The sequence below is a fragment of the Serratia sp. TMDUHS_CL genome (assembly GCF_037137105.1).
Lineage (GTDB): Bacteria > Pseudomonadota > Gammaproteobacteria > Enterobacterales > Enterobacteriaceae > Serratia > Serratia nevei.
This window is the reverse complement of sequence record NZ_JBBBDV010000001.1, coordinates 415088-440645: the sequence shown is the minus strand read 5'-3', so window position 1 is coordinate 440645 and position 25558 is coordinate 415088. Positions and strand designations below refer to the sequence as shown.

Below are 25558 nucleotides of genomic sequence, written 5' to 3'. Positions count from 1 at the left end.
CGGTATGCTGAAAGTCACAAGCCATAAACACCGTGTTTTACCCTGATGGTGAAGAAAACGCCGTTGTTAATAAGCTTTAATAATAAAAAAACTTTTTATATAACCACTATACCACGTTGCAGCTTCAAGTATAGATCCGCGTCACACTATGATAACGATTATTTTGCATTGGTATCAACGTGAAACGGCGGTGGCGGAGGGATAAAAACAGCAAAGGATAGATCCGTTTGTCCCTTTTCACCAATAAAAAAACCAGCCGCCGGGGCTGGTTTTTCATCTTACTGGCAGGACAGCGGCCTTACTTCTTGCCTTCGACCCACTTGCCGTCCACGTAGAACGCGGACCAACCGGTCGCCTTGCCATCTTTTTCAGAAGAGACGTACTGCTGTTTGGTTTTACGGCTGAAACGCACCAGCGTTTTATTGCCTTCGGCATCCGCCACCGGCGCATCGGCCAGATAGCGCAGCTTCTCCGGCAGGCGATCCTTGAAGCGAGCCAGCTCTTCCACCAGCGGCGCACGGGTCTCGCGCGATTTAGGGAAGGTGTTGGCCGCCAGGAACACGCCGGCAGCGCCGTCACGCAGCACGAAATAGGCGTCGGACTTCTCGCACGGCAGCTCCGGCAACGGCACCGGATCTTCCTTCGGCGGCGCGACATCGCCGTTACGCAGGATCTTGCGGGTGTTTTTACAGTTCTCGTTGGTACAGCCCATGTACTTGCCGAAACGCCCCATTTTCAGGTGCATTTCCGAGCCGCACTTGTCGCACTCCACCACCGGGCCATCGTAGCCTTTCAGACGGAACTCGCCCTCTTCGATTTCATAGCCGTCACACGCCGGGTTGTTACCGCAAACGTGCAGCTTGCGCTGGTTGTCGATCAGGTAGCTGTCCATTGCCGTACCGCATTTCTTGCAGCGACGGCGGGCGCGCAGCGCGTTGGTTTCCGCGTCGTCGCCTTCGAGGATATTGAGCACTTCCGCTTCAGGCACCAGATTGATGGTGGTTTTGCAGCGCTCCTTCGGCGGCAGCGCGTAGCCGGAACAGCCGAGGAACACGCCGGTGCTGGCAGTACGGATACCCATCTTGCGGCCGCAGGTCGGGCAGTCGATGCTGGTCATCACCATCTGGTTAGGCCGCATGCCGCCTTCTTCCGGATCCTTCTCCGCCGTTTCCAGCTGCTCGCTGAAGTCGACGAAGAACTCGTCCAGCACCGCTTTCCACTCGGCCTGGTTGTTGGCAACCTCATCAAGACCGTCTTCCATGCGCGCGGTGAAGTCATAGTTCATCAGCTCGCGGAAGTTTTCTTCCAGGCGATCGGTGACGATCTCGCCCATTTTCTCGGCATAGAAGCGGCGGCTTTCCACCCGCACATAACCGCGATCCTGAATGGTCGAGATGATGGAGGCATAGGTGGACGGACGGCCGATACCGCGTTTTTCCAGCTCTTTCACCAGCGAGGCTTCGCTGTAACGCGCCGGCGGCTTGGTGAAGTGCTGGCTCGGGATCAGTTTCTGCAGATCCAGCTCGCTGCCGATTTCGACGTATGGCAGGGTGCGATCTTCATCGCCCTTGCGCAGCGCCGGCATCACCTTGGTCCAGCCGTCAAAGCGCAGCGTACGACCCTTGGCGCGCAGCTGATAATCGCCGGCCTTCACCGTCAGCGTGGTGGAATCGTATTGCGCCGGCGTCATCTGGCAAGCGACGAACTGGCGCCAGATCAGCTGATACAGCTTCTGCGCGTCCGCCTCCATGTCTTTCAACTGCTCGGCGAGCACGTTCACGTCCGAAGGTCGGATCGCTTCGTGCGCTTCCTGCGAATTCTCTTTGCTGCTGTACTGATTCGGCGCCTTCGGCAGGTATTTATCGCCGAAGTTGTCGCCGATGTAGCCACGCACCATGTTGAGCGCATCCTGGCTCAGGTTGGTGGAATCGGTACGCATATAGGTGATGTGGCCGGCTTCATACAGCCGTTGCGCCATCATCATGGTTTTCTTCACGCCGAAGCTCAGGCGGGTGCTGGCGGCCTGTTGCAGCGTGGAGGTAATGAAAGGCGCGCCCGGTTTGCTGCTGGTCGGTTTGTCTTCGCGATCCAGCACCGTGTAACGGGCTTTTTCAAGCAGTTTGACCGCGGCGTGAGTCTGCTCGCGGTTGACCGGCTTGAACGGTTTGTCGTGCGCATGGGTCACTTCCATCTGCAGCGCGGTTTCGCCCTTCGCCAGCAGATCGGCATGCAGCTCCCAGTACTCTTCCGGCACGAAGGCCTTGATATCGCGCTCGCGCTCAACCACCAGGCGCACCGCCACCGACTGCACGCGGCCGGCGGACAGGCCGCGGGCGATTTTCTTCCACAGCAGTGGCGAGACCATATAGCCCACCACGCGGTCCATAAACCGGCGCGCCTGCTGCGCGTTGACGCGGTCAATGTTCAGCTCGCCCGGCTGTTTGAACGCCTGCTGGATCGCGTTTTTGGTGATTTCGTTAAACACCACGCGGCTAAAGCGTTTGTCATCCCCACCGATCACTTCCCGCAGGTGCCAGGCGATGGCTTCCCCTTCGCGGTCAAGGTCGGTTGCGAGATAAATGTGGTCGGCGTTTTCCGCCAACGATTTTAACTCGGCGACCACTTTTTCTTTACCCGGCAGGATTTCATAATGCGCTTTCCAGCCGTGGTAAGGGTCGACGCCCATGCGATTTACCAGCGCCGCCTTCTCATCTTTTTTAACTTTTTTCTTGGCTTTGTCTTCGGTTGAGTCAGCGCTCTTTTTGCTGGCTGAGCCACTGGTCGGCAAATCACGGATATGACCGACGCTGGACTTCACCACGTAGTCACTTCCTAAATATTTATTAATAGTTTTGGCTTTTGCCGGGGACTCAACTATTACGAGAGCTTTACCCATATTTACCTTTACCTAATTTATTTCTTCTAAAAAGAAGTCTTTTATCTCGCCGTGCCGCGGCAATTCGTGTCTCTTTTTTTATATTGCGGCAGTCTGGCAAGAGATCAACAGATTTTTTTCTTTTGGTTGCCCAACTGCTCAACCTGAACGCAAGTTGTTGATCCTGCCTGCTATTCACCCATGCCCCAGAAGTATGGCTGTGTGAGTTTTATTCATGGCGTAAACAAAACCTTCCACCCGACGCCGCAAAATCCCACACTGTACCTGATAAAAAGCGTCACGCAACCTAATTAGCACGGAAAGACCGATTTCGCCAACCGGCGGCCGCCCATGGCCATCCAGACGGCAAATAAACCTTAGTCGGTTTGCGGATAAAAGCGAACCGGCGTTAGAATATGCGCAGAGTTTTTAGTTTGGAGTCTAATAAATGCGCACAAATACTGCCCCTATCGGCCGCGAGGCCCTGCTGGCGGAAGCAAATAACATCATCCGCCAACACGAAGATTATCTGCACGGCATGATCGCCACCGACGTTGAACAAAAAAGCGGCGTTTTAGTTTTCCGCGGCGAATACTTTTTGGATGCCGATGGATTGCCCACCGCCAAAACCACCGCGGTATTTAATATGTTTAAACACTTGGCCCATCTGCTTTCGGAAAAATACCACCTGGTCGATTGAGAAAAGAAAACGGGGGCAGCTGGCCCCCGTTGATTCACGCTATCGCCGCCGTTACAGCAGCGGCTTTTCACCACGCTGCCACCAGCGCAACAGCAAGCGATCGACGCTTTCCGCCGCGCTGCCGGTGAAGCGATCCATCAGGCGTTTGCGGCGCGTATAGCGCACGGCGATCACTTCGTGGTTATCCAGCTCGGCGATCAGCAAGTCATCGCTGGTGCCGATGGCGTCGATCAGCCCCTTCTCTTTCGCCTGTGAACCGAACCAGTGCTCACCGGTGGCGACGCTGTCGATGTCCAACGACGGGCGCTGCTCATGCACGAAGCGTTTGAACAGCTCGTGGGTTTCGTTCAGATCTTCGCGGAACTTCTCGCGCCCCTGCTCGGTGTTTTCGCCAAACAGCGTCAGCGTGCGTTTGAATTGCCCGGCAGTGTGCAGCTCCACGTCGATGTCGTTCTTCTTCAGCAGGCGGTGGAAGTTCGGGATCTGCGCCACCACGCCGATGGAGCCGATGATGGCGAACGGCGCCGCCACGATGCGATCCGCGACGCAGGCCATCATGTAGCCGCCGCTGGCCGCCACTTTATCCACCGCTACCGTCAGGCGAATGCCGCCTTTGCGCAGGCGCTCCAGCTGCGAGGCCGCCAGGCCGTAGCCGTGCACCACCCCGCCCGGGCTTTCCAGGCGCAACAGAACTTCATCCTGCGCCGACGCTACCGCCAGCACCGCCGAGATCTCTTCGCGCAGCGAGGTCACCTCGTGCGCGTCCATGCTGCCCTTGAAGTCCAGCACATACAGGCACGGCTTAGTCACTTCCACCGCGCCGGACTTGGCGCGCTGCTTCTTCAGCTTGTCGTCGGCCTTGGTCTGCTTCTTGAACTGTTTCAGCCAGACCTTCTGCTCGGCGGTATCCATACGCGCCAGGCGCATATCACGCTGCATCTCGCGATACTGTTCACCGAGATCGGTCAGCTGCAGCTCCCCTTTCTGGCGGTTCTTGCGTTGCCCCAAACTGACCGCCAGGATGGCCAACGCGGCGATGGCGAGCACCACCGTGGCGACCTTGGCCAGAAACAGGCCATAAACAGATATAAACTCCACAGATTCCGCCTTTATTTACAGGTTGTTAGTATGCTTCTTTCCATTTTAGCCAACCGCAGCGGCTGCTGTCGCGGCTAAATGAAAATTCATTGCGCACGGATCATCACTATGGGGACGATTCAAGGCCGAACCAAGGCGCCGCCGCCGTGCTTTTGTTACAAAAGAATGCCATTTCAGCCTGCTACGCATTGAAAATGCCCACGGATTAAGGCATATAACACCCATTATTCATCAATACGATGAGACGGATTCGCTGCGCGGCCCGCAGACGGTCGAGCCTTCGCTCCCGCCCCGGCCGCGCGTTTCACCCTTGCTCCCCGATATTCGCGGGAGAACAGCCACCCAGGCGAGGATTTATCGTGCATTACCAACCCAAACAAGATCTGCTCGAACAACGTATCATTTTGGTCACCGGCGCCGGCGACGGCATCGGCCGCGAAGCGGCGCTGACCTACGCGCGCTTCGGCGCTCAGCTGGTGCTGCTGGGGCGCACCGAAAGCAAACTGCTGGCGGTACAACAAGAGATCGCGGCCCAGGGCGGCGCCCCGGCCCGGGTGGTGACGCTGGACTTGCTGCACGCCACTCAGGAGCAATGCCGGCAGATAGCCGACGATCTGGCGAGCCAGATCCCCCGCCTTGACGGCGTTCTGCACAACGCCGGCCTGCTCGGCGACATCGCGCCGATGGCCGACCTGTCGATGACCATGTGGCAAGAGGTGATGCAGGTTAACGTCAACGCCACCTTTATGCTGACTCAGGCGCTGTTGCCGCTGCTGCTGAAATCCCACGCCGGTTCGCTGGTGTTCACCAGTTCCAGCGTCGGGCGCACCGGCCGCGCAGACTGGGGTGCCTATGCGGTGTCGAAGTTCGCCACCGAGGGCATGATGCAGGTATTGGCCGACGAGTATAAAAACCGCAATTTGCGGGTTAACTGCATCAATCCGGGCGGCACCCGCACCAAAATGCGCGCATCTGCCTTCCCGCACGAAGACAAGAACAAGCTGAAAACCCCGGCCGATATCATGCCGCTGTATCTGTATCTGATGGGCGAAGACAGCCGCCGCAAAACCGGCATGAGCTTCGACGCGCAGCCGAACCGTAAACCCGGCGCGGCCGAATAATAAGGAGCGTTTCATGGCGGAAGATCGTCATCAACAGCGCCAGCAGCGCCTGAAAGAACAGGTCGATGCCCGCATCGCCGCCGCGCAGGACACGCGCGGCCTGCTGCTGGTGTTTACCGGCAACGGCAAGGGTAAAACCACGGCCGCCTTCGGCACCGTCACCCGGGCGGTTGGCCACGGCATGCGCGCCGGGGTGATCCAGTTCATCAAGGGCGAGTGGCCCAATGGCGAAAAAAACCTGCTGCAGCAACACGGCGTTGAATTCCAGGTGATGGCCACCGGTTTTACCTGGGAGACGCAGAATAAAGCCGGCGATACCGCCGCCTGTCAGGCGGTGTGGCAGCACGGCAAACGCATGCTGGCCGACAGCAGCCTGGATCTGGTGCTGCTGGACGAAGTAACCTACATGCTGACCTACGGCTATCTGGAACTGGAAGAGCTGAAGGCAGCGTTGCTGGAGCGCCCTGCGCACCAAACGGTGATCTTGACCGGGCGCGGTTGCCATCGCGATCTGCTGGAACTGGCGGATACGGTCACGGAGATGCGGCCGGTGAAACACGCGTTCGATGCAGGCGTGAAGGCGCAACAGGGGATCGATTGGTAACAAAAAGTTCTGGCCCCGAACGGGGCCAGAATGAGGGATTAGCTGCGTTTGCTTGGCTTGCCCGGTTTACCCGGCTTGCTGCCTGGCGCACTGCGGCGGCCGCTGCCGGCCACCTGAGAGTGGCGCTTGACCGCGCGGCGGATCTGGTTGGCCTTCACGCGGCGGCGTTCACGCTCCACCGGCATTTTGCTGACCGTTTCCGGCTTCAATTCCACCAGCTCGCGCAGGTAGTTGATCGCCGGCAGATCCAGCTCGGCCCAGCCGCCGCGCGGCAGGCCTTTCGGCAGATCGATGTCGCCGTAGCGCACGCGGATCAGGCGGCTCACCTGCACACCCACCGCTTCCCACAGGCGACGCACTTCACGGTTACGGCCTTCGGTCAGGGTCACGTTGTACCACTGGTTGAGACCTTCGCCGCCCTGGAAGCTGATGGTGCGGAAGGCGGCCGGGCCGTCTTCCAGCTGCACGCCCTTGCTCAGCTGCTTCACTTTCGCATCGTCAACCTGGCCGAACACGCGTACCGCGTACTCGCGCTCCACTTCACGGCTTGGGTGCATCAGACGGTTGGCCAGTTCGCCATCGGTGGTGAACAGCAGCAGACCGGAGGTGTTGACGTCCAGTCGCCCTACCGCCACCCAGCGTGAACCGCGCAGCTTAGGCAAGCGATCGAACACCGTCGGGCGGCCTTCAGGATCGCTGCGGGTACACAGCTCGCCTTCCGGTTTGTAGTAAGCCAGCACCCGGCAAACCACCTCTTCGGATTCTTTGATCGACAGGACATGACCGTCCAGACGAATTTTCATCGCCGGCGTCACTTCAACGCGATCGCCCAGCTTGGCGACCTTGCCGTCGACGCTGACGCGCCCGGCTTCAATCATGGTTTCGATTTCACGACGCGAGCCATGCCCGGCGCGCGCTAAAACTTTCTGTAACTTTTCGCTCATTGAGCAACCTCTAATGTCGCCTTCACAGGCGTCGGGGGGATAACCGCCGCGGCCAAGCGCCACCACGGTAATAATACGTTTATCAGGATCGAACCGCGCATTATACAGGCTTTCTAAGGTGTTGAAACCCACTTTATCGGTGGGTTTCGGCCACCGCATCTCCTGTCTGCGTTATGTTGGTATAGCGTTCGACGATTAAGCTACACCCCCATCGCGTACAAACACGGTCAAAACATCCTGTGGCGCTTTGACAGCACTTTCAGTAATCAGCCATCCCACCGCACCACGGTGGTAGCAGCCATGGTGTTCAACGTGCGCCAACATTTCCCGTCGCAGCATATCCCCAGGGCCGCCGTCGACGAAGGTAAAATGAATGCGCTCATCCAGTTGCGCTTCGCTCAGCGAAGCGATATACGCGAGGTAGCGACGATCGCTGGCCAACATCGCCTCTTCCAGCGCTTCCAACGTTGGGGTTTCTTGGGTGTTCAACGCCGTATAGCCATGGCGTTGTCCTTGCAAATTGGCGATAAAAATCTGATCGACGACATAGATATGATTCATCAAGCGAAGCATCAAATGACGCTGCTTAGGCCAAGCATCGGCGTCCACTTTTCGAATGGCGGCGAAGGCCTCCGCATCCGCCCATTGCTTATAATTGAACAGTTGCTCCAAGTGCTTTTTCAATGACATTATGACCTCTTAATTCAGGGGTGCCGTAACGATTTCGACAGCCAGTATAATAGCGCCATCCTGTTATTTGAGGGCGATGGACAAAAAATCCTCCACCGCCCACAGCACCGCGTCAGGCCGTTCCAGAATGCCGAGGTGAGTACGAGCCTCCCCTAACCGTACCACGGAGAAAAACGGCTGCTCGGCGGCAAATGCCTGCTGCTGCCGCAGATAGTCGTCGCGGCGATCCAACGAGTAAATATGCCGGCACGGCGGCGGCGCGCTCATTCCCGCCAGGCGTTGCAGCGGCGAGCCGAATTGCCGGTAGGCCTGTTCGATGGCCACACCGGCGGCACGCCAGAGCCGGTAATCTTCCTGTGCCATCTCGACCTCCAGATGGCGTTTGACCCGATCGTGGCGGATGCCGCCCTGCCAGAAGTCGAACAAGGCGTCGCGCGCCGCCAGCCACTGCTGCGGCTGCTGCATACGGCTCACCGCCGTAAAGAACGCCGGTTCCGGCTGCGTCATGATCCAGTCGAGAAACACCATGCCCCGTATCCGCTGCGGCAACGCTTCGGCCAACGCCACCGCCAGCCAGCTGGCATGCGCCACCGACAGGGTGATCACGTTGTCCAAACGCAGCACCGTCAGCAGCTGACGCACATCTTCCAGCAAATCGTCCGCCGCCAGCGACATCCCCGCCGCTTTTGACGACAGGCCGTGGCCGCGCCAGTCGATGCTGATCACCCGATAGCGTTCGGCGGCCAGAGCGATGAACGGCTCAAATACGGTTTTCGGCTCGCACCAGCCGGGCAGCAACACCAACGTGAGCGGCCCTGAGCCGATATCCTGATAGTCGAGCATCATGTTGGCGCTGTGAAATGCGGTCATATTACCTCCTGCGCGTCTCTCCCCGACCCGTTCGGGAAATACCGACGGGGATAAGGTGACAGCGCAGCAGGCATTGATCTATTGAAGTTCGTGCGGAAAGAGTCCGAGCGCACCTTATGAAAAAATGCGCACGAATTGGAATAGGAACTTAATGGCGGACGCAGGGATAGGCGGCGCTTAACGCCAGCATGATCACCGACGGTGCGGAATAATGCAGCTGCTCAGGATGCTCGTTCAAATATTGCATCACCGCGTCGGCGGCTACGCCGATGCTCATCCCGGCTTCGGGGCAAATATTGCGATTGCCCTGCATGGAGTAGGTATCGAATACGCCGGCGACGTATCCCATGAACATGCCGCCATTCAGCGCTTCGGCCACGGTGGCTTCACCGCTTTTATTTTTTACGTAACCGCCGGATTCCGCCAGCAAACCGCTGCCCGAATAAAACCCCGCATTTGCCATTGAGGAAAATAATAAGGCCGCTAAAAAAGAAACCTGTTTAATCATTGCTGCGCATCCTGCCCATTATCAATTCTGAAGTATTCAAGAATAGCGGCTTTCATGCGAAATAGCGTCGCTTCAGCCGATTTTCAGACAATGGGCAAGGTGGCAACAATTGACATCAACGGAAAGGCGCCGCGTCACCCGCCCCTTCACGCACCACTTCCGGTGAGGATTCGGTCAGATCGATAACCGTCGTCGGCTGTTGGCCGAGGAAGCCGCCGTGGATCACCAGATCGACCACCTTGCCTAGATGATCGCTGATCTCTTCCGGATCGGACTCGGCAAAGTCATTGCCCGGCAGCATCAGCGTGGTGGACATCATCGGCTCGTTCAACGCCTCCAGCAGCGCCAATGCGATCGGGTTCGACGGCACGCGCAGGCCGATGGTTTTGCGCTTGTCATTCATCAGACGGCGCGGCACTTCCTTGGTCGCTTTCAGAATGAAGGTGTAGTTGCCCGGCGTATTGTTTTTGATCAGGCGGAACGCCGTATTATCGACGTGCGCATAGGTCGACAGCTCGGACAGATCGCGGCACATCAGGGTAAAGTTGTGGTTGCCGTCCAGCTGACGGATGCGGCAAATGCGCTCCATCGCCGCCTTCTCTTCCAGCATGCAACCCAGCGCATAGCCGGAATCGGTGGGATAAACGATCACCCCGCCCTTGCGCAGCACGTCAACCGCCTGGTTAATCAAACGCGGCTGCGGGTTGTCCGGGTGAATATAAAAAAGCTGACTCATGACTTGCTCCTAAAATGATGCCCGCGCGCGTTGCCACGCGCGTAAAATCAGACCGCCTCGCCCGGCTGCGGCCAATCGCGCCACACCGGCTCGACGCCGCCCGGCAGCCACAGTTTGCGGCCCAGTTCGATCCACGAACAAGGCTGATGAAAATCAGAGCCTTGCGAGGCCAACAGGCGGTAGTCCTGGGCGTATTTCGCCAATTGCGAGCGCTCATGCGGCGCCTGCTGACACTGCGCCACTTCCATGGCGTCGCCGCCGTGTTCGGCGAAATACGCCAGCAAACGTTTCAACCACTTCGCGGTCAGATCGTAACGGCCGGGATGCGCCATCACCGCCTGACCGCCCGATTGATGAATCGCATCAATGGCTTGTTCTATTGTACACCACTGCGGCGGCACGTAGCCGGTTTTGCCCTTGGCCAGGTATTTCTTGAACACCTGCGCCATGTTGTCCGCCACGCCTATCTCCACCAGGTAACGGGCGAAATGGCCGCGGGTCACCGCACCGGCCCCCGCCAACCGCTGGGCGCCGGCATAGGCGTCGGGAATGCGCGCCTTGCCCAGACGCACGCCGATCTCCTGCGCACGGCGATTGCGGCGTTCGGTTTGTTCCGCCAATAGCGCCACCAGCGCCGGGTGCGCGACGTCCATGCCCAATCCAACGATATGGATCTCATGATTTTCCCACAGCGTCGAGATTTCCACCCCGTTGACCAACCGCAGCGGCAACGCCTGCTCCGCAATGGCGGCGGCGGCCTCGGCCAACCCGGCGGTGGTATCGTGATCGGTGATCGCCAGCACGCCCACGCGCATCTCGACCGCCCGCTGCACCAGCTGCGTCGGCGTCAGGTAGCCGTCGGAGGAGGTCGTGTGGCTGTGGAGGTCGTACAGAGTAAAAGCGGTCGATTGGGGGTTACTGTCTGTCAAAACGGCTATCCGGCAATGGCTTGGATTTCTATCATACCCGCGATCGGCGGCCGGACGGAAATCTATTCTGTCCTGGCCGCAGGCGCCAGGCGGATGATGAATAGAATTCACGCTAACCGCTAAAACATTGTGCAAAAAGAGGGTTGACTTTGCCGCCACGAACCAGTTAACTAGTACACAAGTTCACGGCAACGGCCGTGTCAGATGAGCGTTAACAGAGAGAGTCGGCAAATGAACAAATATATTTCTCTTCACGGTTGGTGGCGTACCTCCCTCTTGCGGGCGGTGTAATCGCGCATAGCTGTCATCTGACAATGCAGATTTCCTGAGCCCGCACCTGATGCGGGCTTTTTTATGGACAGAATTCACTGGAACCACCGATGATGAACACCAAACCACAACTGACATTGCTGAAGGCGCAAGCCAGCTACCGGGGCGACCCCACCACCATTTTCCACCAGCTGTGCGGTGCCCGTCCGGCCACCCTGCTGCTGGAATCGGCGGAAATCAACAGCAAACAGAATCTGCAGAGCCTGCTGGTGATTGACAGCGCGCTGCGCATTACCGCACTGGGTCATACCGTCAGCGTGCAGGCGCTGACCGCCAACGGCGCGGCGCTGCTGCCGCTGCTGGACGAAGCGCTACCGCCCGAGGTGCGCAATCAGGCGCGCCCCAACGGCCGCGAACTGACCTTCCCGGCGATCGACGCGGTGCAGGACGAAGACGCCCGCTTGCGCTCACTGTCGGTGTTCGATGCGCTGCGCACGCTGCTGACCCTGGTGGACTCCCCGGCGGACGAGCGCGAAGCCGTGATGCTGGGCGGCCTGTTTGCCTACGATTTGGTCGCCGGTTTCGAAGACCTGCCGTCGCTGCGCCAGGATCAGCGCTGCCCGGACTTCTGCTTCTATCTGGCGGAAACCCTGCTGGTGCTGGATCACCAACGCGGTACGGCCCGTCTGCAGGCTAGCGTCTTCAGCGAGCAGGCGAGTGAAGCGCAGCGTTTGCAGCAACGTCTGGAACAGCTGCAGGCCGAGTTGCAACAAACCCCGCAGCCGATCCCGCATCAAACGCTGGAGAATATGCAGCTGAGCTGCAACCAGAGCGATGAAGAGTACGGCGCGGTGGTCAGCGGGCTTCAGGAAGCGATCCGTCAGGGCGAGATTTTCCAGGTGGTGCCGTCGCGCCGCTTCTCCCTGCCGTGCCCGGCGCCGCTGGCGGCCTACCAGACCTTGAAAGACAACAACCCCAGCCCGTATATGTTTTTCATGCAGGATGATGACTTCACCCTGTTCGGCGCTTCACCGGAGAGCGCGTTGAAATACGACGCGGGCAATCGCCAAATCGAAATCTACCCGATCGCCGGCACTCGTCCGCGCGGCCGGAGTAAGGACGGTTCGCTGGATCTGGATCTCGACAGCCGCATCGAGCTGGAAATGCGCACCGACCACAAAGAGCTGGCCGAGCACCTGATGCTGGTCGATCTGGCGCGCAACGATCTGGCGCGCATCTGCCAGGCCGGCAGCCGCTACGTGGCCGACCTGACCAAGGTGGACCGCTATTCGTTCGTCATGCATCTGGTTTCCCGGGTGGTGGGCACTCTGCGCGCCGATCTCGACGTGCTGCACGCCTACCAGGCCTGCATGAACATGGGCACCCTGAGCGGCGCGCCGAAAGTGCGGGCGATGCAGCTGATCGCCGCCTCCGAAGGCACACGCCGCGGCAGCTACGGCGGCGCGGTGGGCTACTTCACCGCCACCGGCGATCTGGATACCTGCATCGTCATCCGTTCCGCCTACGTTGAAGACGGCATCGCCACCGTGCAGGCCGGCGCCGGCGTGGTGCTGGATTCCATCCCGCAGGCGGAAGCCGACGAAACCCGTAATAAAGCCCGTGCCGTGCTGCGCGCCATCGCCACTGCGCACCATGCCAAGGAGGTGTTCTGATGGCCGATATCCTGTTGCTCGACAACGTCGACTCCTTTACCTACAACCTGGTCGATCAGCTGCGCGCCAGCGGCCACCAGGTGGTGATTTACCGTAACCAGATCGCCGCCGAGGTGATCATCGAACGCCTGGAACACATGACCCAGCCGGTGCTGATGCTGTCGCCCGGCCCCGGTACGCCATCCGAAGCGGGCTGCATGCCGGAACTGCTGCAGCGCCTGCGCGGTCGGCTGCCGATCATCGGCATCTGCCTCGGTCACCAGGCGATCGTCGAAGCCTACGGCGGCCAGGTCGGCCAGGCGGGCGAGATCCTGCACGGCAAAGCCTCGGCAATCGTTCACGATGGCGCAGGCATGTTCGCCGGCATGGCCAACCCGCTGCCGGTGGCGCGCTACCACTCGCTGGTCGGCAGCAATATCCCGGCCGATCTTACCGTCAACGCCCGTTTCGGCGAGATGGTGATGGCGGTGCGCGACGACCGTCGCCGCGTGTGCGGCTTCCAGTTCCACCCGGAATCGATTCTGACCACCCACGGCGCGCGCCTGCTTGAGCAGACCCTGGCCTGGGCGCTGGCGAAGTAATATAAGGAACACGACGATGCAACCTATTCTTGAGAAACTGTACCGCGCCGAGTCGATGAGCCAGCAGGAAAGCCAACAGCTGTTCAGCGCCATCGTGCGCGGCGAATTGGAGCCGAGCCAACTGGCGGCGGCGTTGATCAGCATGAAAGTCCGCGGTGAGCGCCCGGAAGAGATCGCCGGCGCCGCCAAAGCGCTGCTGGACGACGCTCAGCCGTTCCCGCGTCCTGACTACCCGTTCGCCGATATCGTCGGCACCGGCGGCGACGGCACCAACAGCATCAATATTTCCACCGCCAGCGCCTTCGTGGCGGCGGCGTGCGGCGCGAAGATCGCCAAGCACGGCAACCGCAGCGTTTCCAGCCGCTCCGGCTCCTCGGATCTGCTCGCGGCGTTCGGCATCCGTCTGGATCTGCCGGCGGAAGAAGCGCGCAAGGCGCTGGACGATCTCGGCGTGTGTTTCCTGTTCGCGCCGCAGTACCACACCGGTTTTCGCCACGCCATGCCGGTGCGCCAGCAGCTGAAGACCCGCACGCTGTTCAACGTGCTGGGCCCGCTGATCAACCCGGCGCGCCCGCCGCTGGCGCTGATCGGCGTATACAGCCCGGAACTGGTGCTGCCGATTGCCGAAACCCTGCGCGTGCTGGGTTATCAGCGTGCGGCGGTGGTTCACGGCGGCGGCATGGATGAGGTGGCGATCCACGCCACGACGCACGTGGCGGAATTGAACAACGGCGAAATCAGCAGCTACCAGCTCACGCCGCAGTCCTTCGGATTGGAAACCTATCCGCTGGAAGCCTTGCTGGGCGGCACGCCGGAAGAAAACCGTGACATTTTGGCGCGGCTGTTACAAGGTAAAGGCGAGCCGGCGCACGCCGCGGCGGTCGCGGCCAACGTCGCGTTGCTTCTGAAGTTATTCGGACATGAAGACCTGCGCCAAAATGCGCGGCAGGCACTGGATATGATCAACAGCGGGCAGGCCTATGAGCGTGTCATCGCACTGGCGGCAAGAGGATAAATGATGCAGGAAACCGTGCTACACAAGATTGTCCGCGACAAAGCGCAATGGATCGCGGCGCGACAACAGCAACAGCCCCTGGCCGGCTTTCAGAATGACATCGTACCGAGCGAACGCAGCTTCTACCACGCGCTGCAGGGCACCCGGACGGCTTTCATTCTCGAATGCAAGAAGGCCTCGCCTTCCAAGGGGCTGATTCGCGAGAACTTTGATCCGGTGGAGATCGCCACGGTCTATAAAGACTTCGCCTCGGCGATCTCGGTGCTGACCGACGAGAAATACTTCCAGGGCAGCTTCGATTTCCTGCCGCTGGTCAGTAAAACCGTCAGCCAACCGGTGTTGTGCAAAGACTTTATTATCGACCCGTATCAGATTTATCTGGCGCGCTACTATCAGGCCGATGCCATCCTGCTGATGCTGTCGGTGTTGACCGACGAGCAGTACCGCCAGTTGGCCGCGGTGGCTCACAGCCTGAACATGGGCGTGCTGACCGAAGTGATCAGTGAAGAAGAGCTGCAGCGCGCGATCGCGCTGGAAGCACGCGTGGTCGGCATCAACAACCGCGATCTGCGCGATCTGAGCATCGACCTGAACCGCACCCGTCAGCTGGCGCCGCGCGTGCCGCATGGCGTGACGGTGATCAGCGAGTCGGGCATCAACAACTACGGGCAGATCCGCGAGCTGAGCCATTACGCCAACGGTTTTCTGATCGGCAGCGCGCTGATGTCGGAAACCGATCTGCGCGCCGCCGTGCGCCGCGTGATCCTGGGCGACAATAAAGTGTGCGGCCTGACCCGTCCGCAGGACGCCGCCGCCGCCTATCAGGCCGGCGCCATCTACGGCGGGCTGATTTTCGTCGGGCGTTCACCGCGCTATGTGGACATCACCCGCGCCCGCGAAGTGATCTCCGGCGCGCCGCTGAAGTACGTCGGCGTGTTCTGCGACGCCCAGATTGATACCGTGGCGTTGACCGTTGAGCGCCTCGGGCTGCATGCGGTGCAATTGCACGGCGCGGAAGACCAGGCCTATATCAGCGCCCTGCGCGCCCGCCTGCCGGCCGATTGCCGCATCTGGAAAGCGCTGAGCGTGAAAGATCGGGTGCCGGCGCGCGATCTGCGGCATGTCGATCGCTATCTGCTGGACAACGGCGCCGGCGGCACCGGCCAACGCTTCGACTGGTCGGTATTGCAAGGCGAAGATCTGACTAACGTGATGCTGGCGGGCGGCCTGCGCGCCGACAACTGCGTCGATGCGGCCAAGCTCGGCTGCGCCGGGCTGGACTTCAACTCCGGCGTGGAAAGCGAACCGGGCATCAAAGATCCCGCGCGCCTGGCCTCGGTCTTCCAGACCCTGCGCGCCTACTGAATACGGCTCTATATTAATAACGGATAATAACGGGAACTCTCATGACGCTGCTTAACCCCTACTTCGGCGAATTTGGTGGCCAGTATGTGCCGCAAATTCTGATGCCGGCCCTGAAACAACTGGAAGAAGCCTTTGTCAGCGCCCAGCGCGATCCGGCATTTCAGGCGGAATTTATCGATCTGCTGAAGAACTACGCAGGCCGCCCGACGGCGCTGACGCTGTGCAAGAACCTCACCGCCGGCAGCAACACCAAGCTTTATCTGAAGCGTGAAGACCTGCTGCACGGCGGCGCGCACAAGACCAACCAGGTGCTGGGTCAGGCGTTGCTGGCCAAGCGCATGGGCAAAACCGAGATCATCGCGGAAACCGGCGCCGGCCAGCACGGCGTCGCGTCGGCGCTGGCCTGCGCGCTGCTCGGCCTGAAGTGCCGCATCTATATGGGCGCCAAAGACGTCGAGCGCCAGTCGCCGAACGTGTTCCGCATGCGGCTGATGGGCGCGGAAGTGATCCCGGTGCACAGCGGCTCCGCCACCCTGAAAGACGCCTGCAACGAAGCGCTGCGCGACTGGTCCGGCAGCTATGAAACCGCGCACTATATGCTCGGCACCGCCGCCGGCCCGCACCCGTACCCCACCATCGTGCGTGAATTCCAGCGCATGATCGGCGAAGAAACCAAAGCGCAGATGTTGGAGCGCGAAGGCCGCCTGCCGGATGCGGTTATCGCCTGCGTCGGCGGCGGCTCCAACGCCATCGGCATGTTCGCCGACTTTATCGATGACGCCGACGTTGGGCTGATCGGGGTGGAACCCGCCGGTCTGGGCATCGAAACCGGCCAGCACGGCGCACCGCTCAAGCACGGTCACGTCGGCATCTACTTCGGCATGAAGGCGCCGATGATGCAGACCGCCGAAGGCCAGATTGAAGAGTCCTATTCGATTTCCGCCGGGCTGGACTTCCCGTCCGTCGGGCCGCAGCATGCCTACCTGAACAGCACCGGCCGCGCCGAATACGTGTCGATCACCGACGACGAAGCGCTGGAAGCGTTCAAGGCACTGTCGCGCCATGAAGGCATCATCCCGGCGCTGGAATCCTCACATGCCCTGGCACACGCGCTGAAAATGATCCGTGAAACGCCGCAGAAAGAGCAGATCCTGGTGGTCAACCTGTCCGGCCGCGGCGACAAAGACATATTTACCGTTCACGACATTTTGAAAGCACGGGGAGAAATCTGATGGAACGTTATCAGCAACTGTTCACGCGTCTGGAAAGCAGCAAGGAAGGCGCCTTCGTCCCGTTCGTGACGCTGGGCGATCCTAACCCGGCGCTGTCGCTGCAGATTATCGACACCCTGATCGAAGCCGGCGCGGACGCGCTGGAGCTGGGCATCCCCTTCTCCGATCCGCTGGCGGATGGCCCGACCATCCAAAGCGCGACGCTGCGCGCCTTCGCCGCCGGCGTCACGCCGACCCAGTGCTTCGAGATGTTGGCGGCCATCCGCCAGAAGCACCCGACCATTCCCATCGGCCTGCTGATGTACGCCAACCTGGTGTTCCATAAAGGCATCGATGCGTTTTACCAGCGCTGCGCCGAAGTGGGCGTGGATTCGGTGCTGGTCGCCGACGTGCCGTTTGAAGAGTCTGCGCCGTTCCGCGCCGCCGCCGCGCGCCACGGTATCGCACCGATCTTCATCTGCCCACCGAACGCCGATGACGATCTGCTGCGTGAAATCGCCTCGCACGGCCGCGGCTACACCTATCTGCTGTCGCGCGCCGGGGTAACCGGCACCGAAAGCCGGGCGCAGCTGCCGCTGCATCACCTGGTGAACAAGCTGCGCGAGTATCACGCCGCGCCGCCGCTGCAGGGGTTCGGCATCTCCGAACCCGAGCAGGTGAAGGCCGCGCTGCAGGCCGGGGCCGCCGGCGCGATCTCCGGCTCGGCAATCGTCAAAATCATCGAACAGCACCATGCCAACCCGGCGGAGATGCTGACCAAGCTGGCGGCCTTCGTCAGCAGTATGAAGCGCGCCACCCGGGCGTGATCCTCTCCAGCGAGCGCCCCGCCGGCGCTCGCTTTAACAGCTTGTTTCCCCTCAAAGTTTGTTCCATTTTTTTACAGCAAAAATTTGAACAAACTCAGGTCTTGTCTCACAATGAACTTTGTTCGCTATGCATTTCTTCGTTTGATTTGGGGAATGCGCTCGCTGCGGCGAAAAACCGTAGCGAATTTCAACCATAACATTGCATGGAGAGTAATTTATGAAGCTGTTTAAAACCCTTTCGGCCTTGTGCATGGCAGCCGTTGTGGCGGTCGCGGTGAGCGCTTGCGCGCCGACGGCAAAATCAGAGGGAACAGGCGGTTATATCGATGACACCGTAGTCACCACCAAAGTGAAATCGGCACTGCTGGCGGATAAAAACATCAAGTCGCGCGAGATCAGCGTGGAAACCTTTAAAGGGCGCGTACAGCTGAGCGGCTTCGTGACGTCCAGCGACGACGCCAACCGTGCGGTGCAGGTCACTCGTGGCGTGGCCGGCGTAAAATCGGTTGAAAACGTAATGCAGATTAAATAATACCGACACAGGGAGGCGCAACGCCTCCCTGTCTGTGGCCTTCATCAGAAGCGATAACCCGCCCCGAACATGAACACCCACGGATCCAGACGCGTATCGAAGCTGTGGTGCCCGCCATTCGCATCGTTGAAGCGAGTTTTGGTTTCGATGTTCATCCACCACACCGACATGTTCAGCATCCAGTGTTCATCCAGGTTGTAATCCAGGCCGGCCTGCGCCGCCACACCCCAGGAGTCTTTCAGGTCGAGATTGCTCAACCCGGCGCTTTTGCCGTAGTCGTTGAACTTCTCGTCGAAGAAGGTGGTGTAGTTAACGCCGACGCCCAGGTAAGGACGCAGTTTGTCCTGCTTGTCGCCGAAGTAGTATTGCGCCATCAGCGTAGGCGGCAATTGGTGAACGGTCGCCAGATCGGTGCCGCCCAGCGTAACCTTGTGGCGGAATGGCGTTGCGGCCAACAACTCAACGCCGATGTTGTCCGTCACCATGTAACCGAAGGTCAGACCGAGCTGGGTGTTATTTTTCGCATCCAGCGAACCCAACCCCAATACGTTGTCCGAACCCGCATTTGGACGCACCGTTGCGGTGCCCGCGCGGAACAGGAAATCACCGGCCTGATGCGCACTTGCCAACATAGGCGCCATCATCGTCGCCAATACCACCAGAGTTGTCTTTTTCATTATCCATTCCATTTGTGTGGTTAATCGCTCGAGGGGGAATATACCTACTTTCGGGTATTTGTGATCCCATCGAGATCACATCTTATGTGTAAAAATTTAAAATCCCACTAAAAACAAGGTTACCTAACCGCTTAATAAATCAAGGATTGATCTGCATCAAAAAATCGATTTTGTTGCAAATTATCTACATGTTCAAATTTCGGTTGCGGAGAAAAATGCGGCTGAGGTAATTTCATTTTCCGTGTTGGTTTTGGTTGGTGCCGTAAGGAGTCGGTGGGCAATCAAGATGAGCGAAATCCTTAATCCCTGTGTCAGCTGCGGCGCATGCTGCGGTTATTTTCGAGTGTCATTCTATTGGGCCGAAGCCGAAGACGGCGGCGGCACCGTTCCCCTTTCCTTAACGGAGCCTTTGACCCCGTTCCTGCGCTGCATGCAGGGGACCAACAGCAAGTCCCCCCGCTGCAACGCGCTGGACGGCGAGATAGGCAAAGCCGTGTCCTGCTCGATCTACCTCAATCGGCCCAGCCCGTGCAGAGAGTTCGATCAGTCCGGTGAAAACGGCCTGCGCAACGAAGCCTGCGATCGCGCCCGGGAACGCTACGGGCTGCCGCCCCTGCCGGTGCCCCTGCCGCTCTCGCTGCCTGAGACGACGATCGTTGAAGAAATAGGCGTAGTGCAATTCGCGGGGTGCCACAGCGGCGTGGAACAGGGTACAATCACCCACTGATTTATCTCTGTTTTCCCGACGCCAAGGAGTCTGCATGCCTATCACGGCCAACGCTTTGTACCGTGACAGTTTTAACTTTTTACGCAACCAACTGGCCAGCATCCTGATGCTGGCGCTGTTGACGGCGTTTATCTCCGTGCTGCTGAATCAGGCCTTCAGCCCCGATGCCGAACAGTTGGCGACGCTCGCTGCCACCACCAGCGATTTCGCTTCGTCTACCGGTATGGGCATTCAGGAAGTGATCCAGCAGATGACGCCGGAACAGCAGATGGTGTTGCTGAAAGTGTCGGCGGCCGCCACCTTCTCTGCGCTGGTCGGTAACGTGCTGCTGGTCGGCGGGATGCTGACGCTGATCCGTCTGGTGTCGCAAGGGGAACGCACCAGCGCCCTGCGCGCGCTCGGTGCCTCGGCGCCCGATCTGCCGCGTCTGCTGCTGCTGCTGTTTATCTGCACCCTGCTGATCCAGCTCGGCCTGACGCTGTTTGTGGTGCCGGGCGTGCTCATGGCGATCGCCTTCGCGCTGGCGCCGGTGATCGCCTCCGTCGATAAAAAAGGCGTGTTCGCTTCGCTCAAGCTGAGCAGCAAGTTGGCCTTCGCCAATGCGCGCGTGATCGTGCCGGCGATGATGCTGTGGCTGGCGGCCAAGCTGCTGGTGCTGTTTTTGGTGAGCCATCTGTCGGTGCTGACGCCGAACGTCGCCAGCGTGGTGTTGACCGCGTTGAGCAACCTGGTGTCTGCCCTGCTGCTGATCTACCTGTTCCGCCTGTACATGCTGCTGCGCGGCTAACGCTGACGCAACCAAAACCCAAGGGGCACGCTTCGGCGCGCCCCTTTTTATTTACCCCACCGTGGCGGCTTCCGCCTGCTCCTTACTCTGAATCAGCTTCAGCGCCAGATACAGGTCCGGCACCAAAATCAGCTCTTTGTCGCGCCCTAAGCGGTTGATACGGAACCAGCGCGTCAGCTCAGTGCGGCGCCCCGCCAGCACCAGCTTAACATTACGCTGTAACAGGTCGCGTTTCAGCTCGTCGATGGCCGCCAGCACGCTGATATCGGCATGGGTAAAACTGGCTACCGCATCCACCACCACCCAGCGCGGCTGGAACGGCGTGCCGTCGACCAAATTGAGAATACGGCGTTTGAAGTACGCCACGTTGAAATAGGTCAGCGGCGAATTGAAGCGATACATCATGACGCCAGGTACCGCCTTCACCCCATTGTTGTTGCCCATGGAATGAATCATGCCTTCGTCGTTGACGCCCAGCAGCTGCTCCGTCGGCCGGAAGACGGTGCGCAGAAACTGCATCAGCCCCAGCAACACCGCCAGCCCGATGCCGCTGATCACCCCCACCAGCAGCACGCTGAGGAAGGTAAACAGCGCCAGGCGAAACGCCTGCGCGTTGCGGCGGCGCAAAACCCAGATGCCGCGAATGTCCAGCAGCGACCAGGCCGCATACATCAGCACCACGCCCAATCCTGCCACCGGAATAAACTGCAGCGGCGCCATCAGAAACAGCAAGACGAAGGCGATGACCGCAGCGGCGATGACCGACACCAGCTGGCTCTTGCCGCCGTTGGCGTCATTCACCGCGGTGCGCGAGTCCGCACCGCTGATGGCGAAACCTTGCGACAGCGCGGAGACGATATTCACCAGCCCCAGTGCACGAAACTCGGCGTCGGCGTTCACCTCATAACCGTTCTTGGCGGCAAAGCTGCGGGCGGTGAGCATCATGCTGACAAAACTCACCACCGCCAGGTTAAGCGCCGGGATCACCATGTCGCGCAGCAAGCCGGGCTGGAAGTCCGGCCACTGGACGATCGGCAACACGCCGCTGAAACCGCCCACCGTCACCACGCCATGCTGCTGCAGGCCGCCGGCCCAGGTGACGAACGCCGCCAGCACGATGGCAAACAGCGGTGCCGGCCAGTTAGGCCGCCATTTTTTAAATCCGAGCAGCGTCACCAGCGTCAACAACGACACCGCCATCGTCAACCAGTCGCTGTGCAGCAGGTTGCCGGGCAGCGCGTAGATGCGCTCGATCAGCTGCGCCGGGCGCACCGTGAATCCCAACACCTTGCCGATCTGATCGACGATGATGGTGATCGCCACCCCGTTCAGCAGCCCGCTGAGGATCGGCCGCGACAGCAGATCCGCCAGCGCCCCCAGCTTGAACCGGCTGGCCAGCAGGCACCAGCCACCCATCATCGCGGTCATCATGATGGTCAGCTGCCAATGGCGCTCCATATTACCCGCCGCCAGCGGCGTCACCACCGCGGCGATCACCGCACAGGTGGCGGCGTCGGGCCCGACGATCAGCTGGCGCGACGAGCCAAACAGCGCATAGGCCACCATCGGCAAGATACAGGAATAGAGCCCCACCACCGGGCTGACCCCGGCCAGCTCGGCATAGGCGATGGCCACCGGCAAGGCGACGGCGGCGACGGAAAGGCCGGCGCGAATATCCGGCTTGAGCCAGCTGCGTTGATACCCCAATAAATGCGTCAAACCCGGCGTCAAGGCCTGGAGAGATTTCCACTGCATGCTGTTTTCCGCGGTAAATTATCTGGTTATTATGACACTTACTATGCGGCCTGCGGCCCGCACTGGCAATGTGCCCGCGCTTTCTTGCGTAAGTTTATGCAAATTCCTGCTTTCGCGGCAGAAATCCGCCGGCCAAACGCCGATAATCGGCAACGCCCGGCGGTACACAGAGCTCGCCGAATCCGGTATAGTCGGCCGATGAACAGATGATGGATTGATTTATGAAGCAGTTTCTTGATTTCCTCCCGTTAATTGTCTTTTTCGCTTTTTACAAGCTGTACGACATTTACGTCGCATCCGGCGCGTTAATTGTCGCCACCGCGCTGGCGCTGGTGTTCACCTGGGTGAAATACCGCAAGGTCGAGAAGATGACGCTGATCACCTTCCTGATGGTGCTGGTGTTCGGCACCCTGACGCTGGTGTTCCACAACGATTTGTTCATCAAATGGAAGGTCACGGTGATTTACGCGCTGTTCGCGCTGGCGCTGCTGATCAGCCAATGGGTGCTCAAAAAACCGCTGGTTCAACGCATGCTGGGCAAAGAGCTGACGCTGCCGGACAAAGTGTGGAGCAATCTCAACCTGGCTTGGGCGGTCTTCTTCCTGGCCTGCGGCCTGGCGAACATCTATGTCGCCTTCTGGCTGCCGCAAAGCGTCTGGGTCAATTTCAAAGTCTTTGGCCTGACGGTGCTGACGCTGGTCTTCACCCTCCTCAGCGGTATCTATATTTACCGGCACATGCCGGAAGAACAGAAAAAATAGTTACAAAATTGTTAATGCCTGCGGCGCTTGCCGCGGGCAGTATGATGTTATTCCCTCCTTTTAAAAGCAGACTGCTATGACACAACAACGACCTTTACCCAGCGGCGAGCTGGTGCTGCGCACGCTGGCCATGCCGGCCGATACCAATGCCAACGGTGATATCTTCGGCGGCTGGCTGATGTCGCAAATGGACATCGGCGGCGCCATCCAGGCAAAAGAGATCGCCGAAGGGCGCGTGGTGACCGTGCGCGTGGACGGCATGACCTTCCTGAAACCAGTGGCGGTCGGCGACGTGGTTTGCTGCTATGCGCACTGCATCCGCACCGGGCGCAGCTCGATCACCATCAATATCGAAGTGTGGGTCAAGAAAGTCTCTTCCGCGCCGATCGGCCAGCGCTACCGGGCGACCGAAGCGGTGTTCACCTATGTGGCGGTCGATGCGGAAGGCAACTCGCGCGCGCTGCCTGAGGGCAAAATGAATTTCCGCGTTGGCTTCGAAGAATAAGCCGGCGGCTGTACCGCAAATACAAAAAGGGTCGCCGAGGCGACCCTTTCTTTTTGGGTGGTTACCGGACTCAGTTCACTTCGGTCGTGCCGTTCAGCTTGAAGCGGATAGTGACGGTGCGATCTTTCGCTTCTTTGGCCTCATAGCGCCATTTACGCATCGCCTGCTTCACTTCACGCTCGAACATATTGCGCGGCTCGGCCGACAAGATGCGCACGTTGCTGACGCGCCCGTCGCTGTCGATATCGAACTGTACCCGCACGTTGCCTTCGATCTGCAAAGCCTGGGCCCGCGGCGGATAGAGCGGATTGGCGCGGCTGATCGGTCTTGGCCCGACCTCGCGCGAGTTGCCCTGCACCGGCGCGGCAGGCGCCTGTTTCACCGGCGCTTTATCGATCGGTTTGGCCGGTGAATCGTTGTTGAACGGCGACGGCTCGCGCGGCTCAACCTTCTTCGGCTCCGGTTTAACCTGTTTTTCGACCTTCGGCTTCGGCTTCGGCTTAGGCTTCGGTTTCGGCTTGACCGGCTCGGGTTTCACGATCGCCTTCGGCGGCGGCTCCACGATAGGTTCCGGTTCTGGCTCCGGCTCAGGTTCGACCTGCGGCGGCTCCGGCTCGGCCGGCGCCGGTGGTGGCGGCTCGGCCATCGCGGCGGTGTTGACCATCATGACGCTGATCGGCGCGTCCTCTGGCTTCGGCAGCTCCACCACTTCTTTTACCGAAGCGTAAAGCAATCCCGCCACCAGGGCGCTGTGCAGGCCTACGGACAAGACGAAAGGCACGGATATACGGCGATTAAGGAACATCTTTTTTAGCGGCATAATGATTCTGTTTCCTCTGGTTCGCCAAGTTTAAATGCAAATAGCAATCATATTCAATAACGAAAGGCAAACTATCGCTTTAATCGTCAGTCTGCGCGGCTAAAACCAGCAAACTCATAAGGATATTAACCTCACCGTTGCTTTTTTATCGCCGGAACAACACGCTTCATTAACGTTTGGCCGGGCGTCAAAAAATAAAAAACCCGCCGTAGCGGGTTGATTGCGGTGATTAAGCGTTATTCTTCATCACCATAGTAAAGCACGCCCAGCTTAATCAGCGGCCGCCCTTGCGCCTTGCGGTGCAGGTTGGTGTCGCGCAGCGAATAGACGCAGCCGCAGTATTCCTGCTGATAGAAGCGTTCGCGCTTGCTGATCTCTATCATGCGCGACGAACCGCCCTTCTTGCGCCAGTTGTAATCCCAGTACACCAAATCGGGATATTTTTCCGCTGCCCGGATGCCGCAGTCGGTGATCTGCTGCATGTTCTTCCAGCGCGAAATGCCCAGCGAGCTGGAGATGGTGTCGTAACCGTGCTCATGCGCATACAGCGCCGTGCGCTCGAAACGCATGTCAAAACACATGGTGCAACGAATCCCGCGCTCCGGCTCATTCTCCATCCCCTTGGCGCGGGCGAACCAGTTGTCGGTGTCGTAATCGGCATCGATGATCGGCACCCCGTGCTGCTCGGCGAAGCGGATGTTCTCTTCCTTGCGCAGCAGATACTCTTTTTGCGGGTGAATGTTGGGGTTATAGAAGAAAATGGCGTACTCGATCCCGGAGGCCTGGATCGCTTCCATCACCTCGCCGGAACAGGGCGCGCAGCAAGAGTGCAGCAGCAGTTTACTTTTGCCCGCCGGCAAATCGAGTTTTTCCCTTACCAGTTCCGTCATATCCTCACCTCAATGGCATATCAGTTTAAGCGCGCCGCACTATACGAATAAAAAGTAGCGGCTTCAAGGCATAAGCGCCAATCCGCC

General features: G+C 59.5%; 24 protein-coding genes, 1 pseudogene and 1 other annotated feature. Of the genes and pseudogenes, 13 read left to right on the top strand and 12 right to left on the bottom strand.

From position 1 onward, the window contains the following. Positions 1-298 precede the first annotated feature (298 nt). On the bottom strand, positions 299-2896 hold the full coding sequence (topA, locus tag WCL58_RS02185) for a type I DNA topoisomerase (protein WP_038881773.1): 2598 nt from the start codon (positions 2894-2896) through the stop codon (positions 299-301). A gap of 427 nt (positions 2897-3323) precedes the next feature. On the opposite strand from topA, the gene WCL58_RS02180 reads away from it, so the two are divergent. After that, positions 3324-3575 carry a YciN family protein gene (locus WCL58_RS02180; RefSeq protein WP_004930700.1) on the top strand — a complete coding sequence of 84 codons (252 nt, stop codon included), beginning with the start codon at positions 3324-3326 and terminating at the stop codon, positions 3573-3575. 51 nt (positions 3576-3626) lie between these two features. Here WCL58_RS02180 and sohB read toward each other — a convergent pair whose 3' ends face one another. Beyond that, a complete protein-coding gene (sohB, locus tag WCL58_RS02175) occupies positions 3627-4673 on the bottom strand; it encodes a protease SohB (RefSeq protein WP_038877302.1) in 1047 nt (348 codons plus the stop codon). Positions 4674-5032: 359 nt separating this feature from the next. Between sohB and WCL58_RS02170 the strand changes: the two genes are divergently transcribed. Beyond that, positions 5033-5794, top strand: coding sequence for a YciK family oxidoreductase (locus tag WCL58_RS02170; protein ID WP_089195947.1), 762 nt, complete (start codon positions 5033-5035; stop codon positions 5792-5794). A 13-nt stretch (positions 5795-5807) separates the two neighbouring features. Beyond that, positions 5808-6398, top strand: a complete 591-nt coding sequence (cobO, locus tag WCL58_RS02165; protein ID WP_033647573.1) for a cob(I)yrinic acid a,c-diamide adenosyltransferase — start codon at positions 5808-5810, stop codon at positions 6396-6398. Between the two features lie 38 nt (positions 6399-6436). On the opposite strand, the gene rluB is transcribed toward cobO, so the two are convergent. From rluB to rnm, 6 genes are all read right to left on the bottom strand, one after another. After that, positions 6437-7342, bottom strand: coding sequence for a 23S rRNA pseudouridine(2605) synthase RluB (gene rluB / locus WCL58_RS02160; protein WP_025303042.1), 906 nt, complete (start codon positions 7340-7342; stop codon positions 6437-6439). 195 nt (positions 7343-7537) lie between these two features. Beyond that, positions 7538-8032, bottom strand: a complete 495-nt coding sequence (locus WCL58_RS02155; RefSeq protein ID WP_060439817.1) for a DinB family protein — start codon at positions 8030-8032, stop codon at positions 7538-7540. A gap of 63 nt (positions 8033-8095) precedes the next feature. Further along, the gene (locus tag WCL58_RS02150) at positions 8096-8902 is read right to left on the bottom strand and encodes an alpha/beta fold hydrolase (protein ID WP_100395698.1); all 807 of its coding nucleotides are present in this window, start codon (positions 8900-8902) and stop codon (positions 8096-8098) included. A gap of 148 nt (positions 8903-9050) precedes the next feature. After that, positions 9051-9410, bottom strand: a complete 360-nt coding sequence (locus WCL58_RS02145; RefSeq protein WP_016927523.1) for a Rap1a/Tai family immunity protein — start codon at positions 9408-9410, stop codon at positions 9051-9053. Between the two features lie 115 nt (positions 9411-9525). Next, on the bottom strand, positions 9526-10146 hold the full coding sequence (locus tag WCL58_RS02140) for an L-threonylcarbamoyladenylate synthase (RefSeq protein ID WP_049232951.1): 621 nt from the start codon (positions 10144-10146) through the stop codon (positions 9526-9528). Positions 10147-10193: 47 nt separating this feature from the next. Further along, on the bottom strand, positions 10194-11075 hold the full coding sequence (gene rnm / locus WCL58_RS02135; protein WP_336850382.1) for an RNase RNM: 882 nt from the start codon (positions 11073-11075) through the stop codon (positions 10194-10196). A gap of 252 nt (positions 11076-11327) precedes the next feature. Next, positions 11328-11431, top strand: a sequence feature (Trp leader region). Between the two features lie 24 nt (positions 11432-11455). Between rnm and WCL58_RS02130 the strand changes: the two genes are divergently transcribed. From WCL58_RS02130 to WCL58_RS02105, 6 genes and pseudogenes are all read left to right on the top strand, one after another. Next, positions 11456-13018 carry an anthranilate synthase component 1 gene (locus WCL58_RS02130; RefSeq protein ID WP_060439815.1) on the top strand — a complete coding sequence of 521 codons (1563 nt, stop codon included), beginning with the start codon at positions 11456-11458 and terminating at the stop codon, positions 13016-13018. Next, a pseudogene (trpD, locus tag WCL58_RS02125) lies at positions 13018-14614 on the top strand (bifunctional anthranilate synthase glutamate amidotransferase component TrpG/anthranilate phosphoribosyltransferase TrpD). The gene WCL58_RS02130 and the pseudogene trpD overlap by 1 nt, the downstream one beginning before the upstream one ends. Positions 14615-14617: 3 nt before the next feature. Beyond that, positions 14618-15979, top strand: coding sequence for a bifunctional indole-3-glycerol-phosphate synthase TrpC/phosphoribosylanthranilate isomerase TrpF (gene trpCF, locus WCL58_RS02120; protein ID WP_336850550.1), 1362 nt, complete (start codon positions 14618-14620; stop codon positions 15977-15979). 41 nt (positions 15980-16020) lie between these two features. Continuing rightward, the gene (gene trpB, locus WCL58_RS02115; RefSeq protein ID WP_060439813.1) at positions 16021-17211 is read left to right on the top strand and encodes a tryptophan synthase subunit beta; all 1191 of its coding nucleotides are present in this window, start codon (positions 16021-16023) and stop codon (positions 17209-17211) included. Further along, the gene (gene trpA, locus WCL58_RS02110) at positions 17211-18017 is read left to right on the top strand and encodes a tryptophan synthase subunit alpha (RefSeq protein WP_060439812.1); all 807 of its coding nucleotides are present in this window, start codon (positions 17211-17213) and stop codon (positions 18015-18017) included. The genes trpB and trpA overlap by 1 nt, the downstream gene beginning before the upstream one ends. Before the next feature lie 217 nt (positions 18018-18234). Then, positions 18235-18549: a BON domain-containing protein gene (locus WCL58_RS02105; RefSeq protein WP_025303053.1), complete on the top strand. Its 315-nt coding sequence runs from the start codon at positions 18235-18237 to the stop codon at positions 18547-18549. Positions 18550-18593: 44 nt separating this feature from the next. Here WCL58_RS02105 and ompW read toward each other — a convergent pair whose 3' ends face one another. Further along, positions 18594-19226, bottom strand: a complete 633-nt coding sequence (gene ompW / locus WCL58_RS02100) for an outer membrane protein OmpW (RefSeq protein ID WP_019452715.1) — start codon at positions 19224-19226, stop codon at positions 18594-18596. A gap of 286 nt (positions 19227-19512) precedes the next feature. Here ompW and WCL58_RS02095 point away from each other — a divergent pair, with 286 nt between their 5' ends. Next, a complete protein-coding gene (locus WCL58_RS02095) occupies positions 19513-19953 on the top strand; it encodes a YkgJ family cysteine cluster protein (RefSeq protein ID WP_033634766.1) in 441 nt (146 codons plus the stop codon). 34 nt (positions 19954-19987) lie between these two features. Continuing rightward, positions 19988-20740 carry a YciC family protein gene (locus tag WCL58_RS02090; protein ID WP_049232944.1) on the top strand — a complete coding sequence of 251 codons (753 nt, stop codon included), beginning with the start codon at positions 19988-19990 and terminating at the stop codon, positions 20738-20740. Between the two features lie 51 nt (positions 20741-20791). Here WCL58_RS02090 and WCL58_RS02085 read toward each other — a convergent pair whose 3' ends face one another. Further along, complete coding sequence (locus WCL58_RS02085) at positions 20792-22495, bottom strand: SulP family inorganic anion transporter (protein ID WP_038877273.1); 1704 nt, start codon at positions 22493-22495, stop codon at positions 20792-20794. Positions 22496-22716: 221 nt separating this feature from the next. Here WCL58_RS02085 and WCL58_RS02080 point away from each other — a divergent pair, with 221 nt between their 5' ends. Further along, positions 22717-23256: a septation protein A gene (locus tag WCL58_RS02080; RefSeq protein ID WP_004932082.1), complete on the top strand. Its 540-nt coding sequence runs from the start codon at positions 22717-22719 to the stop codon at positions 23254-23256. Between the two features lie 76 nt (positions 23257-23332). Further along, positions 23333-23761, top strand: a complete 429-nt coding sequence (gene yciA, locus WCL58_RS02075; RefSeq protein WP_004932085.1) for an acyl-CoA thioester hydrolase YciA — start codon at positions 23333-23335, stop codon at positions 23759-23761. A 70-nt stretch (positions 23762-23831) separates the two neighbouring features. Here the strand turns inward: yciA and tonB are convergent, their stop codons facing one another. Both tonB and WCL58_RS02065 read right to left on the bottom strand, forming a co-directional pair. Further along, the gene (tonB, locus tag WCL58_RS02070; RefSeq protein ID WP_336850381.1) at positions 23832-24581 is read right to left on the bottom strand and encodes a TonB system transport protein TonB; all 750 of its coding nucleotides are present in this window, start codon (positions 24579-24581) and stop codon (positions 23832-23834) included. A 236-nt stretch (positions 24582-24817) separates the two neighbouring features. Beyond that, positions 24818-25471: an epoxyqueuosine reductase QueH gene (locus tag WCL58_RS02065; protein WP_025303057.1), complete on the bottom strand. Its 654-nt coding sequence runs from the start codon at positions 25469-25471 to the stop codon at positions 24818-24820. Positions 25472-25558: the final 87 nt, after the last annotated feature.

Bases quoted from the DNA above. Each gene is read 5' to 3' on its own strand.
- WCL58_RS02150 (WP_100395698.1), bottom strand. From the start codon at position 8,902: ATGACCGCATTTCACAGCGCCAACATGATGCTCGACTATCAGGATATC.
- WCL58_RS02085 (WP_038877273.1), bottom strand. From the start codon at position 22,495: ATGCAGTGGAAATCTCTCCAGGCCTTGACGCCGGGTTTGACGCATTTA.
- trpB (WP_060439813.1), top strand. From the start codon at position 16,021: ATGACGCTGCTTAACCCCTACTTCGGCGAATTTGGTGGCCAGTATGTG.
- WCL58_RS02105 (WP_025303053.1), top strand. From the start codon at position 18,235: ATGAAGCTGTTTAAAACCCTTTCGGCCTTGTGCATGGCAGCCGTTGTG.
- trpCF (WP_336850550.1), top strand. From the start codon at position 14,618: ATGCAGGAAACCGTGCTACACAAGATTGTCCGCGACAAAGCGCAATGG.
- trpA (WP_060439812.1), top strand. From the start codon at position 17,211: ATGGAACGTTATCAGCAACTGTTCACGCGTCTGGAAAGCAGCAAGGAA.
- ompW (WP_019452715.1), bottom strand. From the start codon at position 19,226: ATGAAAAAGACAACTCTGGTGGTATTGGCGACGATGATGGCGCCTATG.
- WCL58_RS02130 (WP_060439815.1), top strand. From the start codon at position 11,456: ATGATGAACACCAAACCACAACTGACATTGCTGAAGGCGCAAGCCAGC.
- topA (WP_038881773.1), bottom strand. From the start codon at position 2,896: ATGGGTAAAGCTCTCGTAATAGTTGAGTCCCCGGCAAAAGCCAAAACT.
- WCL58_RS02140 (WP_049232951.1), bottom strand. From the start codon at position 10,146: ATGAGTCAGCTTTTTTATATTCACCCGGACAACCCGCAGCCGCGTTTG.
- WCL58_RS02145 (WP_016927523.1), bottom strand. From the start codon at position 9,410: ATGATTAAACAGGTTTCTTTTTTAGCGGCCTTATTATTTTCCTCAATG.
- WCL58_RS02090 (WP_049232944.1), top strand. From the start codon at position 19,988: ATGCCTATCACGGCCAACGCTTTGTACCGTGACAGTTTTAACTTTTTA.
- cobO (WP_033647573.1), top strand. From the start codon at position 5,808: ATGGCGGAAGATCGTCATCAACAGCGCCAGCAGCGCCTGAAAGAACAG.
- tonB (WP_336850381.1), bottom strand. From the start codon at position 24,581: ATGCCGCTAAAAAAGATGTTCCTTAATCGCCGTATATCCGTGCCTTTC.
- WCL58_RS02065 (WP_025303057.1), bottom strand. From the start codon at position 25,471: ATGACGGAACTGGTAAGGGAAAAACTCGATTTGCCGGCGGGCAAAAGT.
- WCL58_RS02095 (WP_033634766.1), top strand. From the start codon at position 19,513: ATGAGCGAAATCCTTAATCCCTGTGTCAGCTGCGGCGCATGCTGCGGT.
- yciA (WP_004932085.1), top strand. From the start codon at position 23,333: ATGACACAACAACGACCTTTACCCAGCGGCGAGCTGGTGCTGCGCACG.
- WCL58_RS02080 (WP_004932082.1), top strand. From the start codon at position 22,717: ATGAAGCAGTTTCTTGATTTCCTCCCGTTAATTGTCTTTTTCGCTTTT.
- rluB (WP_025303042.1), bottom strand. From the start codon at position 7,342: ATGAGCGAAAAGTTACAGAAAGTTTTAGCGCGCGCCGGGCATGGCTCG.
- WCL58_RS02155 (WP_060439817.1), bottom strand. From the start codon at position 8,032: ATGTCATTGAAAAAGCACTTGGAGCAACTGTTCAATTATAAGCAATGG.
- WCL58_RS02180 (WP_004930700.1), top strand. From the start codon at position 3,324: ATGCGCACAAATACTGCCCCTATCGGCCGCGAGGCCCTGCTGGCGGAA.